Raw genomic sequence first — 13557 nt, forward strand, 5'->3', positions numbered from 1 at the left:
TTCTTGGCCAGGAGCGCAAAATGAAGTTCGCATCGGTTCGTGTCGTCACCCGGAATCTCGAAGCGCAGGTCGAGTTTTATCAAACGCTTTCCGGTATCGAGGCTGCACGCCCCGCTGATGGATTTGCCGAGATCCGATTCGAAGGAGCGGTGCTGGCAATCTCGTCCGAGGATTTGATCAGGCGTTTTAATGTCGGGGCTGCCGTTGCGGCTGCGAATCAGTCGGCGATTCTGGAGTTCGAAGTGGAGGACGTCGATGCCGTGTGCGACCGTATGCATGCGTCCGGCACGCCCGTCGTTATGCCGACGACGTTGATGCCGTGGGGAAATCGATCGCTATTGTTGCGTGACCCGGATGGAAATCTCGTCAACCTGTTTTCCCGACCCGAGGGTCGAGATCGACGTCGAAACTGACGCTTGCCGCCACCGCGCAGAAACAGCGCCGGGACTTCTACTCAGCGCAGATCTTTAACCTGACTCGGCGTGACACTTGCGGCAAATCGATTGCCGAAATGGGTTCTCGTATAGTTGACGACAGCGGCGACCTGATCGTCATTCATCTCGTCGCCAAACGACGGCATCGCCTTCCGGCCGTGCAGTACGTTGATGATGATGTAAGGCGATGCTTCGAGTGTCGGGTTGTCAGCAAGGGCGGGGTAGTGACCCGCGCCCTGCGCGCCTTTTCCGTCCGGCATATGGCATCCCGCGCAGGTCGCGTTGTAAAGCGCTTCGCCGCTTTGTTCGGTGAAGCGGTAGCCCGGCGAAATCGTAAAGGCGCGTGGTGTGTCCTGTGCCACGGCCTGAGCGGACACCGTTCTCGCTTCCATCAGCAAGGCCACGAGCATCAGGCTGAGAATTAGAGTCGGCCTATCCATTGACGATTCTCCGATGCAGCCGGGTAATCGCATCCAGTGAAGACAGCACGGCGCCTTCCTGCCATGCCGGGATATGGGAAGCGTGCTCTCCGGCAAGAACGATTCTTCCGTCGATCTGGCAGAGATCTGCGTAATGCGCTTTTCTCAGCGCGTCCGTCCATGCGGCGAAGCAGCCATTCGTGAAGGGTGATCGGCTCCAGCTCATCGCGAAGCCGTTCTGGAACTCGCGCGCGTACTGCGGGTGAATCTGGCTGCCTTGGCTCAACGCTACCGCGATCCGTTCCGCAGGGGGCAGGGCACCCATCTCGTAGCTAGCGGGTCCCCACATATAGGCGGCGAGGAGTACGGCAGGACCGGTCGATCCATAACCTGATGCCGGATAGCCAATCGTCGAAATCGGCAGGTCGGTATGCGTGATGCCGCCGTAGATCTGCTCGTCTTCTTCCCAGAATCGCCGGCTGAATTGCAAGCCGACTTTCACGGATGTCTCGTAGGGCACCGCGTCGATCGCGGCGTGCATCGTGGGGCCGACCGTCACGTCGATCTGACTCAGAATCGAGAGCGGGATGGTGCACAGTAGCCAATCCGCGTGCGCAGTCCGTTCCGTCCCATTGGTCGTGTCGGCATAACGCACGGTGACGGCGTGCTCGTCTTGCAGGATGGCCGTGACTTTGGCGTTCAGCACGACGGCGCTCGCGACCTGCGAATAAAGCGCATGGGCAATCCTGTCCATACCGCCGACGGGCTGGAAAATGGTGCTCTGGAAGTCTTGCTCGTTGCCAGACGAAAGCCATTGCCATAGACGCGATGCGAGCAAGGCGTCGCGCGGGAGCAGGTCCGACGGCACGGCTTGGGGCATCAGCCCACCGCCGTGAGCAGTCGCGAATCCGCGGCGTTCGCTGCTTCGTCCGCCGGCCTGATAGCCACCATCCCGACCAAGCGCACCCCACTGGCGAAGAGATTCGAGTAGGAGGTGCGCATCTTCGGCCGACAGCGCATCGTCAAGTGCGTCCTTGTGGATTGCCTTGGAAAGCAACTCCGCGACATACCCTTGATAGTCGGTTTGCACCGCACGGAATCGTTGCGGCTTGCCACCGAAAGCCGCCGTCGAATGGAGGTATGCGTTGTAATTGACCTGGATGAACGGCTCGAGCGGTACCTTCAGGCGCTTTGCATAGTCGAGCACGCCATAGTGATGATAAGGAATGCGCCACGGCCCCGGGTTCAGATAAAGCCCGTCAGCGAAATCGCAGTGTTGGGAGGCACCGCCAAGTTCGGTATAGCGATCACCGCCTCTGACGGTCCAGGCCCGGCCTCCGGCGCGGTCGTTGTATTCGAGCACCTGGACGTGGTAGCCCGCGTTTCTCAACTCGAAGGCCGCGACGAGGCCCGCCATGCCCGCGCCAAGAATGAGAATTCGCGTTCCTTTGGGCGCGCCATCGAGTTTGATCGGCCCGGCATAGGTCGACGTAGCGGCGAACCCCAACGCGCCCATGCCTTGCATCATGGCGGCCGCGCCGAGGTTCCTGCCGATTAATGTCAGCAGGTGCCGGCGGCTCATCGCGTTGGTGGTCATTCTCGGCATAAGGACCCGGTGCCCCGACTGAAACGGTTGTGGACGCTCAGCTCCCTGACCGCGATCCGGAGCACGATGAAATCATGACTCGATCGGTTGATGCCAATTGTCATTCAGCGCATTGACAAGCGCTGGCAATGCCACGGGTTTGACAAAGTGCCGTTCGAAGCCTGCCGCCGACGATCGCTTCAGATCGTCGGCCTGACCGTAGCCAGTCAGAGCGAAAAGGCGCAGCCCGGCATGCTGCGGCTGCTCTCGCAGGGCGACGGCCAGCTCATATCCGTCCATGCCTGGCAAGCCAATGTCGAGTACCGCGATAGCGGGAGCAAAGTGCGCAGCGATGTCGAGCGCCTGAACGGGATCCATCGCGGTTGCAACGTCGAAACCCATCTCCGTGAGGAAAGCTTCCATCGAGAACAGGCCATCGAGGTTGTCGTCGACCAGCAATACGCGCACACCTGCCTGCCCCGAGACGAGGTCCGGTCCCGGTATGGGCAACGACCGTGAGCTGGCAATTTCCGCCCGGCTCGCGAGCGGCAACGTCACCGTGAACGTCGAACCCTTTCCCGGTCCCTCGCTGATTGCGCTGACAGTGCCATCGTGAAGCTCCACGAGATTCCTGACGAGAGCGAGGCCGATACCCAGGCCGCCTTTGGACCGATCGATCGTCGTTCGCCCCTGCTCGAAAATCCTGAAGAGTCTAGGCATCAATTCCGCGCTGATGCCGGCTCCGTCATCACGCACAGAGACAGTGACGTGATCGGCTGTGGTCTGAGCCTCGATCCGGATCTCGCCGCCAATGTCCGTATATTTGGCCGCGTTGTTGAGCAGGTTGCTGAATGCCTGCGTGAGGCGAGTGAGGTCACCGAAGATCTGCGCACCGTCGTCAGATATGCCGACTGAGAGCCGCTGGTTGCGTTGCTCCACGAGCGGACTCGCCGCCTCGACCGCGCGCGTAATCACTGAGCCGATGCGCAGACTCTCGCGTCGCAACTCGATCTTTCCGCGGGTGATCCGACTGACATCCAGCAGATCTTCCACGAGGCGTGACAGATGGGCGACCTGGCGCTCGATGATTTCGTGGTATTTGTCCGCGACGTTGCCGCGCTCGCGCCGGATCAGTCCCAGCGCCGTCGTGATCGGCGCCAGCGGGTTGCGCAATTCGTGGCCGAGCATCGCGAGAAATTCGTCTTTCGACCGGTTTGCTTCTTCTCGTTCGTGCGCAGCTCGCGCAGCTTGGATGCCGGTGGCAGCCAAAGAGGTGGCTGCGCGCAAAAAGGCAATCTGGGTGAGTGTCGGGAATGCGTCGGTCGTTGCGGCAAACCACACGCTACCCTGTCCGGAGCTGAAACCCATACTCAGCCGGATCACCCTCACGGGGCCCAGCGGCGTATCGCAAAAGTTAACTCGCGTGGCGATCGGAAGCCGATGCCATTCAGCGATGGTTTGCTGCCACGCGCTCATTTCATCTATCGCGAGGTCCCGGCCGCGCAATCGCATCTGCACGAGTGCAGTGGTCTCCGGCAGCAATGGGACATCTACGTGGCAGATGTCCAGAGGAACGACTCGCTCGATCGCCTGAGTCATCAGTTGCACGATCGCTTTACCGTCGCGACCTGCCCAGAGTGCCGGGAGTGCCAGCAACCCCATCAGATCTCTTAAGGCCTGCTCCGCACTCTGTTCGTTAAATTGATTGGTGCTCATTTCAACCGTTCTGCCGTCTCGCTCGCTTGAATCCGATGATTTCTTCAGGCTGCCGCTTGCGATCGGCGTGACTCAAGCTCCTTGATCATTTCCGAGGGCGGGGTGAAAAAGGGATTTTCCTGGACGATCCCGTTGATCAGGGTGAGCGGGTGCGTGCGCAGCACGTCCATGAGCATTGCCCCAGTCAGTTTGGCCATATCGTAGACACAGACCGCGGGTTGCCGGTTACGCTCGATAATCTCGTTCACTTCCGCTTCATAGGCGATCAGGTCGGGCGCATTGGGCGTGTCTCCAAACGCCCAGTCCATGTTTCCCATGATACGCAGCCGGGAAAAGCCCGCATTGCGACCGGAACCGGTGAGGCGGTCCACCAGTGCCAGCATCCGGTCTTTGTCGAATTTGCCCTCACTGTCCAGATAGGCTTCCGGCCAGGTCACCACTTCAAGTTGTCCGCAGGCCTCGCACGCGTGCGTGTCGATGCCTGATGCCTGCAATCTGGCTCGATGGTCATCGATTAGCGCGGGGTCGACGATGTGAAAATTCTTCTCGCCGTTCTCGATTGCCTGTCCGTAGAACGGATTCAGCGTGTTGTATTCCTCGTCCCGGCTGTTGAAAAAGGCGCACACGTGGAAGGCGTCCATCGGGGTGCCGGCGATGGAAATGGGATTGTCCATCTGTTTTCTCCTGAAAGTGGCTGCATGCCGCCGGCGGCTGAAGGCCCGACATGGGCGATATGACCCGAAATGGATTCACAACGAAACTCATTTTAGGGCATTGCCGTGCCCGCCGATGTTTTTCAACGCGGCATCGAGTTCACGTGTATATCCACACAAACGTGGCCGATGCCGGACGTTCGACAGGATCGCCCGGATCGCCGACAATCTTGAGCCGGTCCTTACAAATCAACGCTGACCTGCACGCAAGGTCGCAACGTCAATTATTGGAAGGGAATATGAGTCTCGCCTATGGCTTCGTCAAAGCAAAGATCAAGACGGTTGTCGGCCTGAAAGCATCGGGCCACGGGAAGGAAACGCAGTACCACATCCACCTGACGCTTGCGGTGCCATCGGGCGACTGGGACGTCGCGATCAACGTCGGCACGAACGACGCCGACGATTTGCTTCAATACAAGTTTCTGCAGAATTTCCAGCATCCGCTTACCTCGACGCTCGCGGCCGCGCCCGAAGGCTATAACAGTCTCACGGCCACCCGCGCCTTCCCCGCGCTCGATTTCATTCGCAGCAATGTGCTCGATCAGACGGGCGCATGGACGCCAAGCGACCTGATGGACGGCACGGACAAACCGGAGCCCATTCCCTCCGTGCTGCAACTGGTGAATGCGGCAAAACAGAAGGGGCTGGACCTCTATGTGTTTGGCCGGGAATATACCGAAGGCAATGGTATCCACGATACCCACATGAACCAGGGTTCGAGCGGCGCGAACTTCCTGCATAAAGCCGGCGACGACCACAACGACCACAACGACATCTGGCAAGACGGCGCCTTGCTCGTCGATGCCGGCGGCGCGCAATGGACCGCGTACTTCGCCGCGTTCCAGCAGCAGCGCGTGCCGACGGATGACCTCGGTAATCCGCTACCCGATGCGAAGCCGATTGGCGGCTGATGTCGATTGCCTCGGCGGGCTATGCCGCGCGGTCGGTCGAAGCGGGGAGGCAACTGCCGCAGGAGCGCGCCTTACCCGTTCGCAGACGCCCGGCGCTCACTGTCGCCTCGGTACCGCAGTCGCATCGGCAAGTCCATAGTCCGTCGCCGGCGTACCGCTGCGTTGTCAGTTGGCCGAAAACCTCGCCGCTCTTCAGCGCAGGTGAGCCCGGTCGCGACCGCCACACACGACGCTGCTCGCGGCAACCACAGTCACGCACTTGACCGCTCTCCACGGTCTTCAGCGCGGCAGCCACATGGCCGCCGCACCGGCATCGCCAGAGCCACGATCCGGCGCCACGATATTGAAGCGCGACGAGGTCGCCGAAGGAGCGACCAGCGACATCACGACTTGGCGGGAAGGGCCATTGGGGCGGCAAAGGGCGGCGGATACGTTTGTTCACAAGAGGTAAATGGGGTGAAGCGTTCTGCTCTCAAGTGTAGCGGTGTCCTGAGTTGACCGAAATCGCTACTTGTTCGGGTTGAGCGCGATCAGTCTATCGCCCCTTATGTGGTATTGCTCACACTTTGTTTCAATTTGCTACCGTGGGCTGGAACGCCCGCCCAGCAAAGCTTGGCGGCCTGTGACGGTGCTCGTATGCCTCTGTGCTTCACCCGGCAGGCTGAAGATTTCATACGCAGGACCGTTAAAGGATTCAACAGGTGGGGGACACATACCATGAAGATCGAATCCAGCAATTACCCGCTCGCGGCTCCGCAGAACGGTGCACGAGGCGCAGCGAACAATAGCGATGCAGAGGGCGCCGTCGAGTCCGTGCCGCGAGCCAGCGCCGTCGACGCACAGAATTCGACCGTCAATCTCTCGTCGATGTCCGCGCTGCGTACGCCCAGCGAGTCGGACATCGATACGGCGAAGGTCGAGTCGATCAAGGCCGCGCTGCGTGACGGTAGCTACAAGATCGACTCGGGAAAGATCGCCGATGGCATGCTGAGTACCGCGCGCGATCTGCTGCAATCGACAAGTCCTGGACGGTCGGCTTAACGTCGCGACACCGCCGGCAGCCAGGCCACTGAGGCACGTAGCGCTGACGGCGGAGAATGCGCGGCGTTTAGTTCGTTGGCGCTTGGAGTTCGATGGCTCCTCCAATCACGGATCGGATGTCCGTAGTGAGGAAAGCTGGCGATCCGCAACGGATCGAACCGTGGCAAGTCGCTTGCCCGGCGGCCACTTCCAGGAGCGCTCATACGCCTCGATCACCTTGCTGTGCTGTTCGAAGCAGCGAATTAGCACCTGAGCTACCTCAGCGGTGAAAGCTACTGGAACGACCTGCCGTGGCGGGGCGTTTGCACTTAGGGAGCTCAACCGCTCATCGCTCCCAATACGCTCATGATTTCCTCAGCGAGCAGCAGGCTCGCAAGGCCGTGCCCGTGTTTCGCGCGGCGAACGAGTGAAAGGGTGTTTTTGCTGAACACGCGGTCGCGAATCTGCCGGTAGGCGAGAAGCCCCTGGCGATGCTCATCCGCGATATCGAACTTGCTGAGAAAGGCGATGCTTTCGCTGGCTGCAGCGAGGCGCTTCATCGTCTCGATGGAATTCGTCCGGAAGGCCGGCTCGACGCTCAATCCCGCTTCAGCGAACGTATCCGCCACGATGCCGTGCATCAGCATGGATCGGTCGGCGAAGATCAGCGGATATGAGGTGCAGAAGCCAAGCGGTATCGACTCCATGCGCGCTAATGCATGGGTTGGTGCGATCACGGCCCCGAGGCTCGTGTCCATTTCCCACAGACTTTCCAGTTGCGGCGACGGCGGCAGGTTAAAGCCGAGACCCACATCGGCTTCGCCGTTGATGAGCGCATCGCCGATTTCTCGCGTGAACATGACCCTGATCGAAATCTTGATATGAGGGTGGCTCGCGCAGAAACTCGTCGCGGCCGTGGAGGCGATTCCGCTAGCCAGACCCGTCACTGTCGCGATGGTGACCTCACCTTTCTGCAGCGTCTTGAGATCGCGTATCTCGGCTTCGACCTGGCGGTATTCAAGGATGGTTTTGCGCACATGGGCGAGGAGGATCTCTCCCGCCGGTGTGGGCCGCAGTCCGCGCGGCAATCGCTCGAACAGCGGTTCGCCGATCTCTTCTTCGAGAAGCAGAAGATGCTTGTTGATGGCCGACGGGGCGATGTGCAGCTTTTCGCCGGCTGCCCGGATGGAGCCCGCACGCGCGACCTCGTCGATGTACCGCAGCAATCGTGAATGAAGCATATCCGCCCGTCCCCCTCGCTGGCTTTAGCGTACTCGAAAAGTGCACGCTCCGTGCAAAAAACGCTTCTTTTTATAAACCCTCACTTCGGTCCTAATGGCAACAACCGCGGGCTTAGGCGTCTGGAAGTGGAAAGGGGACACCTGCTTCAAGCGACCTTTTCCATCACATCTATCGACACGAACGTGTCTGTTGCGGCGCGGCAAAAGTAGGTCAAAACCCATTAAGGAAGAGAGACAACCATGTATCAAGAAGTCAGCGAGAGAAGCGTCACGGCAGCGGGACCGCATGGCGAGGTCAACGCCCATTACGATCAGGTGAGAGCGATCTTTGAGGTTCTCAACGGCAGGAAGGAAGCCGACCTTCTCCTGAAGAACCTGAACATCCTCGATGTCCACAGCGAATCGGTTTATCAAGGGTCTATTCTCATTTACAACAAGCGCATCGTCGCCTTGAATCCTGACGAAACGGCTATCAAGGTGCGCGAGGTTTTCGACGGTGAAGGTCTTTACGCCATTCCGGGTCTGATCGATGCTCACGTTCACTTCGAAGCCCAGCTAGCCCATCCGGCCGCGTTTGGTGAGGCCATCGTCCCGTGCGGTACGACCACCATTTTCTCTGAATGTCTTGATTTCGTGAGCGCCGCAGGCGCGGAAGCGGTGCAGGCCACCGAGCAGCTTTTCAAAAACCACGACCGCCTGCCGTATCGCGTATTTGCGTTTGCGCCGGGCAAGAAGACCTCTGTCGAAGTCACCGACGCTTTGCTGAAGATGGACCCCATCATCGGTCTCGGGGAGCTAGCGCACCTTACGTACAGCGTGGGCAATGACGACGACTTCCGTAAATCGGCTCTGGGGCGTGCCAAGGGCGGCTTTATGAACACGCACTGGGGCGTGACCACGCTGTCGGACATGATGTTGAACTACATGCCCGCGATTGGCGCTTTCGCCAACCATGATGTGTGGAAAGAGGACGACATCGAGAAAAGCGTGCGCTACGGCCTGCAGACGCAAGTCAAGTTCGGCGTCGGCAGCCCCGAAGTGATCAAGATCATGCTGCGCGCGATCGTCAAACGGAAGTGGCCAGCCGAGAATTTCCAGCTGTGCGCCGACAATATTTCGGTGGACCGGCTGTTGACGAAGGGCCACATGGACTGGATCGTTTCTCTGTGTGCAGAAATGGGTATCGAACCGATCAAGGCGATCAAGATGGCCACGCTCTACACAGCGCGCGCGTTCCGCATGGACAACAAGATTGGTTCGCTGACGCCGGGCCGCTTCGCGGATATCGTGTTGACCGACAGCTTGTCGAAGATCAACCCACGCTTTGTCTTCAAGGACGGAGAACTGGTTGCCAAAGATCGCAAGCTGCTGAAGCACGCCGACATCGACTATTCCGGCATGGTGAAAAAGGCATCGCCGGGTCTCGGCGACCTGACGCCGGAACAGCTGGACCTGGTGCCGCTGGAAATCTCTGCGGATGGTCAGCAGGCAAAGGTGTATCTGTTCGACGTCTATGGCCGCGGCCACGAAAAGTTCTACCAGGAAGTGTGGGTGCCATTCCGGGACGGCAAGGTGGTCACTGAATTTGGGGGTGCCAATCTCAACCGGATCTCCGTCGTACAGCGTTATGCCAATGGCAAGCGACATGTGGTCAATGGTTTGTTCAAAGGCGTCTATGTTGATCGCGGCGCCGTGGCGACCTTCTGGCCCGCGCCCAAAGCCTACTTCGTGGCGGTTGGTCAGGACAGCGTGGAAATGTTTGACTGCCTTCAGCAGGTCGACGGCTATGCAGGTGGCTGCGTCGTCTCAGAGAATAAACAGGTGAAGGCCGTGCTGCCCCTGGAGATCTATGGTGTCCAGGCCAACATGAACCTTGCCGGGCTGCTCACGGCAACCCGCGACATCGACGCAGCCCTGGAGGCATTGGGTAACCACAATGAAGGTGAGCCCGTGGTGAACAAGCTGCTGACGCTGTTCATCTCACTCGACCGTTTCGGCTTCATGGTTTGACGTAGACCGAGACCAGGAGCAGGCCTGCCGGGTGCTTAGGCCCCCGGCGGTCTGGCGAGCCAGGATGGAACCGGCGCGGTCGGCCGGGTACGTCGCAGAATACCCCGACAATAGCGCGGCGTACCGTCGTCGACAGTAGCGTACGGCACCGCTCGAAGCAGGCAGACAACGAAGGGACAGTCATGGCGCACCATGCAAGGGAAGCTGAAGTCATTGATACCGGCAGGCTGACACGGCGCTGGTTCACATACGTCGTTGGGATTTACATATTGACTATGGGGATCAGTCTGGCAATCAGGGCGGGCATAGGTATTTCGCCGCAAAGCAGTCTGACCCGCACCATGACCCTGGTGTACCCGCGTCTGAGCCAGGGAACGTACAACTTCATTCTCGAGTTGTTCATGTTGGCCCTTACGTATCTGGTTGCGCGCAAGGATTTCACACTGAAGAACTTTGCCTCGTTGATTCCGGCATTTGTGCTGGCGACGTGCCTGGATCTGAACCTGATGCTGACCCGGTCGATCGGATTTCAGGACTATTTCATGAAGTTCTTCTTGCTCGCGTTCGCCGACGCTTTGCTTGCGTTCGGGTTGTTCCTGATGATCCGCGCAAACCTCGTGCTCATGCCGATTGACATGTTCGTTAATACGCTTTTCAAGCGGACGGGCTTCAGATGGGGTGACATCAAGACTAGTTTCGATTGCACGCTTCTGATTGTCAGCGCTGTCATTGGCTTCGCGCTTCTCGGCGGTCCCAGGTTCATTCGTGAAGGCACCTTCATGAACGCGATTCTGGTGGGACAGTACATCAAACTCTATTTCTTTCTGTTCCGGAAAATAAAAATGGCGATTTCGTCCTATCAACGAAGATCGCTGGAACATCGAACTTACTGATCCAGGTAATGGGCTATTGACGGTCATGGTTGTGTGGTCACCCGCGGATCGCTGGCGGCACCCCGCCACATCTGATCTGTGACTGCACGACGAACACCGATTCCAGCTCTGACTGTCTGTTGTTGCTTCCGTTATGACTCCGATTTCGAGACGTCGATCAGGACGTCGGCATTCACTCGCCCTTTGAAAAGAGAAGAGACCACACCATGCTTATGGAACGTGCTTGCGTTGTCACACTGAAAACAATTTGTCGAATTGCCGCGGCCATCGTCGCTATGGCAATAGGTAATCAGGCACACGCACAATCGAGTGTACAGATGTATGGAATCGTCGACACCTGGGTCGGCATTCAGAAATACCCCAGTAAATCCGTCAGTTGGCAGGAAGGCGGCGGCGGTTTGTCGACCTCCTTCTGGGGGTTCGGCGGCAAGGAGGATTTGGCGGGCGGTTATAAGGCGATTTTCGCTATCGAGGGATTCTTCCGCCCACAGAACGGCGCGTACGGTTCCTTCAACGGCGATCCGCTTTTCTCGCGCAATGCCTATGTCGGGCTCTCGACACCGGCGGGCACAATCACGCTTGGACGCCAGAGCAGTCCGCTGTATTTGCAGGCCTGTCAGTTCAATCCTTTCTACGCGTCATTCACGTTCTCGCCGACTATTGTGCAGATGTATGCCGGGCTGGGTACATATCCGGCGTACAAGACGGATCAGGGGCTCGTTGGCGGCACTGCGTGGAGCAACGCAATCCAGTACGCCACGCCAGAATTTCATGGTTTGAGCGGACACGCGATGTATGCGTTTGGCGACAGCGGCACGGACAACGGCAGTAAGCAATATTCGATGCAGGCTTCTTATCGCAATGGCGGTTTTGCCGCTGGCGGAGTTTATCAATACGCGAACTTCAACTCGACGGCAGGCGATCTGAATTCTCTGATCAAAGGATTTCATAGTCAGTCAGCGGCCCAGTTGGCTGCCTCGTATGAATTTTCGGTTGCCAAGCTATATGGCGAATACACCTATATGAACAACGACGTGATCAACAAGGCGTTTCACGTGAATATGTTCGTGGGTGGGATGACGATTGCTATCGGCACTAGCAGAATTCTCGCTTCCTACGCCTATTCGCGCGATTCGGGCGGACTCAACCAGACGCGTCAGACTGCGTCCTTGGGATACGATTACCCGCTTTCCAAACGCACCGATCTCTATGCGGTGTATATGTCCGACCGTTTTGCCGGGATGTCGTCAGGTGAGACTGCGGGGGTCGGGATTCGCGCCCGGTTCTAGACATAGCTGCACTGCCTCTAAAAGCTGGACAGGGCCCAATGGCCGAGGCGGGTGGCGGATTCAACCGGTGATGCAACGGTTTGTTGGAATCGGTCAGCCGGTGTGTTTGTCGTTACTGGCCCGACTCCAACGCAGTGAGTCTCGGCCTCCTCGGGCGAGTGAGCCCTCATGAGGACCCTCGACGCAGGATCAAGTCGCCTGCTACCGACCCTTGCCGTGGCAGGCGCCGGCCTTCTAGGCGAATCGCCTGAGGCGATAGTCGGCCAGGAGGCGACATTCGGTGCTTCCGCGCAGATCGTCGGCAACCGTGGGTAGTTCGTTTGCAAGTTGCTCACCCGCTTCCGCTCCACAGGCTGTTCGTTATCCGCGCAGGCCAATCATTTTTTTGCAGGTCACGACGTGCGCTGCGCAGTGCCGAACCACGGCGGCGTGAGAAGCCTTATCGCGCATCGCTTGAGCTGATTGAGGCAGTGAGAAGTACAATCTCCGCGTATATAAGACATTCGTGGAGATGCGCCATGCAGCGTCGATTTCTGCTCCTCATGATGGCGGCGGCATGTCTGGGCGCGGCGTCGACACTCAGCGCTGCGGCGGACAGCCCCCCGTTCGCAGCGCCGCCACCGGTCGTCTATGTGTCCGACTTCGAGCTCGATGCAGCGAACGTGACACCTGACAGCGGACCAGGGCAGCGTATGCGCCGCCTGCGCGGTCTGCTGCCGAGTGGTCCAGGGCCAATGGGCAAGGACAAAAGTCCGCAGGACCACGCCAGGGACATTGTGAACGAGATGGCCGACGCGCTGACTGTGGATCTGAAAAAGGCTGGTGTCGATGCGCGCCGTATTGCGCCCGGACAGCCATTGCCCGCAGCAGGCTGGCAAATACGGGGCGTGTTTCTGAGCGTCGACGACGGCAATCGTCTAAGGCGTGCGATGGTCGGTTTTGGTGCAGGCCAGAACGATATTCAGGTAGCAGTATCGTGCGACAGCCTCGCGACTACCGATTTGCCTCCGCTCTATCAGGTAGTCGAGGAGGCCAACAGCAAGGACAAGCCAGGTGCGGTGATCAAACTCAACCCGTATGTGATCGCGGTCAAGTTCGTGATGGCGGGCGGAGACGAGAAACAGACGATCAGGAAAAATGCACAGCAGATCGCGAATTCGGTGATCGCAAAGCTGCACGAGATAGCGCAGTGATTGACGCGTTGCTGCCTCCTTCGAGACAGCTCAAACGAGCGTACCACTAGCGCCGTAGAATACCGGAGCCGTTACCCTCGCGTGCCCTGTATTGGGCATTCGTCGTTTCGCGTTCGTTCTTGCCGCATTGTCG

The 13557-nt window shown here is 58.9% G+C and carries 12 protein-coding genes; 7 read left to right on the forward strand and 5 right to left on the reverse strand.

Annotation, left to right across the window (positions count from 1 at the left end):
- Positions 1–20: 20 nt before the first annotated feature.
- Entirely contained in the window at positions 21–413 is a 393-nt protein-coding gene (locus FQ705_RS29035; protein WP_144147420.1) for a VOC family protein, read from the forward strand.
- 41 nt (positions 414–454) lie between these two features.
- On the opposite strand, the gene FQ705_RS29040 is transcribed toward FQ705_RS29035, so the two are convergent.
- The 4 genes from FQ705_RS29040 to FQ705_RS29055 form a co-directional block, all read right to left on the reverse strand.
- The gene (locus FQ705_RS29040) at positions 455–874 is read right to left on the reverse strand and encodes a c-type cytochrome (RefSeq protein WP_144147423.1); all 420 of its coding nucleotides are present in this window, start codon (positions 872–874) and stop codon (positions 455–457) included.
- Entirely contained in the window at positions 867–2459 is a 1593-nt protein-coding gene (locus FQ705_RS29045) for a flavin monoamine oxidase family protein (RefSeq protein ID WP_222105675.1), read from the reverse strand. The genes FQ705_RS29040 and FQ705_RS29045 overlap by 8 nt, the downstream gene beginning before the upstream one ends.
- A gap of 72 nt (positions 2460–2531) precedes the next feature.
- Positions 2532–4154: an ATP-binding protein gene (locus FQ705_RS29050; RefSeq protein ID WP_144147426.1), complete on the reverse strand. Its 1623-nt coding sequence runs from the start codon at positions 4152–4154 to the stop codon at positions 2532–2534.
- Positions 4155–4198: 44 nt separating this feature from the next.
- On the reverse strand, positions 4199–4828 hold the full coding sequence (locus tag FQ705_RS29055; RefSeq protein WP_144147429.1) for an MEDS domain-containing protein: 630 nt from the start codon (positions 4826–4828) through the stop codon (positions 4199–4201).
- Between the two features lie 278 nt (positions 4829–5106).
- Between FQ705_RS29055 and FQ705_RS29060 the strand changes: the two genes are divergently transcribed.
- Positions 5107–5778, forward strand: a complete 672-nt coding sequence (locus FQ705_RS29060; RefSeq protein WP_144147432.1) for a DUF2278 family protein — start codon at positions 5107–5109, stop codon at positions 5776–5778.
- Positions 5779–6495: 717 nt separating this feature from the next.
- On the forward strand, positions 6496–6819 hold the full coding sequence (gene flgM, locus FQ705_RS29065) for a flagellar biosynthesis anti-sigma factor FlgM (protein WP_144147435.1): 324 nt from the start codon (positions 6496–6498) through the stop codon (positions 6817–6819).
- 317 nt (positions 6820–7136) lie between these two features.
- Here flgM and FQ705_RS29070 read toward each other — a convergent pair whose 3' ends face one another.
- Positions 7137–8024, reverse strand: coding sequence for a LysR family transcriptional regulator (locus FQ705_RS29070; RefSeq protein ID WP_260854654.1), 888 nt, complete (start codon positions 8022–8024; stop codon positions 7137–7139).
- A gap of 255 nt (positions 8025–8279) precedes the next feature.
- On the opposite strand from FQ705_RS29070, the gene FQ705_RS29075 reads away from it, so the two are divergent.
- The 4 genes from FQ705_RS29075 to FQ705_RS29090 all read left to right on the forward strand — a co-directional run bounded on the left by FQ705_RS29075 (position 8280) and on the right by FQ705_RS29090 (position 13424).
- Positions 8280–10049: an amidohydrolase family protein gene (locus tag FQ705_RS29075; RefSeq protein ID WP_144147443.1), complete on the forward strand. Its 1770-nt coding sequence runs from the start codon at positions 8280–8282 to the stop codon at positions 10047–10049.
- A 182-nt stretch (positions 10050–10231) separates the two neighbouring features.
- Positions 10232–10942, forward strand: a complete 711-nt coding sequence (locus tag FQ705_RS29080) for a YczE/YyaS/YitT family protein (protein WP_144147446.1) — start codon at positions 10232–10234, stop codon at positions 10940–10942.
- A gap of 212 nt (positions 10943–11154) precedes the next feature.
- Complete coding sequence (locus FQ705_RS29085; protein WP_260854662.1) at positions 11155–12231, forward strand: porin; 1077 nt, start codon at positions 11155–11157, stop codon at positions 12229–12231.
- Between the two features lie 542 nt (positions 12232–12773).
- Entirely contained in the window at positions 12774–13424 is a 651-nt protein-coding gene (locus FQ705_RS29090; protein ID WP_260854655.1) for a DUF4410 domain-containing protein, read from the forward strand.
- The last annotated feature ends 133 nt before the right edge of the window (positions 13425–13557 follow it).

It is taken from the genome of Paraburkholderia sp. BCC1884 (assembly GCF_900996225.1).
Lineage (GTDB): Bacteria > Pseudomonadota > Gammaproteobacteria > Burkholderiales > Burkholderiaceae > Paraburkholderia.